The sequence below is a fragment of the Thermus sp. FJN-A genome, from assembly GCF_054655095.1.
In genome coordinates this window covers 1-236 of sequence record NZ_BAAHSC010000325.1, presented here as the reverse complement: position 1 = coordinate 236, position 236 = coordinate 1, and the positions used below count along the sequence as shown (strand labels likewise).

The window sequence follows — 236 nt, the reverse complement described above, 5'->3', positions numbered from 1 at the left end:
ACCCCAGCTCATCCGAGGGGTTTGCATCCCCCACCGGTTCGGGCCTCCACTGGGTCTCACCCCAGCTTCACCCTGGCCAGGGCTAGCTCGCCCGGTTTCGGGTCCACGGCCGCGGACTAGACGCCCTGTTCGGACTCGGTTTCCCTACGCCTCCGCCTCAACGGCTTAAGCTCGCCCACGACCGTGAGTCGCCGGCTCATGCTTCAATAGGCACGCCACAACCCCTTGCGGGGCCG

Annotated in this window: 1 rRNA gene; it reads right to left on the bottom strand. The window is 67.4% G+C overall.

Going from position 1 to position 236, the window contains the following annotated elements:
- Positions 1 to 236, bottom strand: a 23S ribosomal RNA gene (locus tag ACYQ0J_RS13925); the annotation flags it as partial.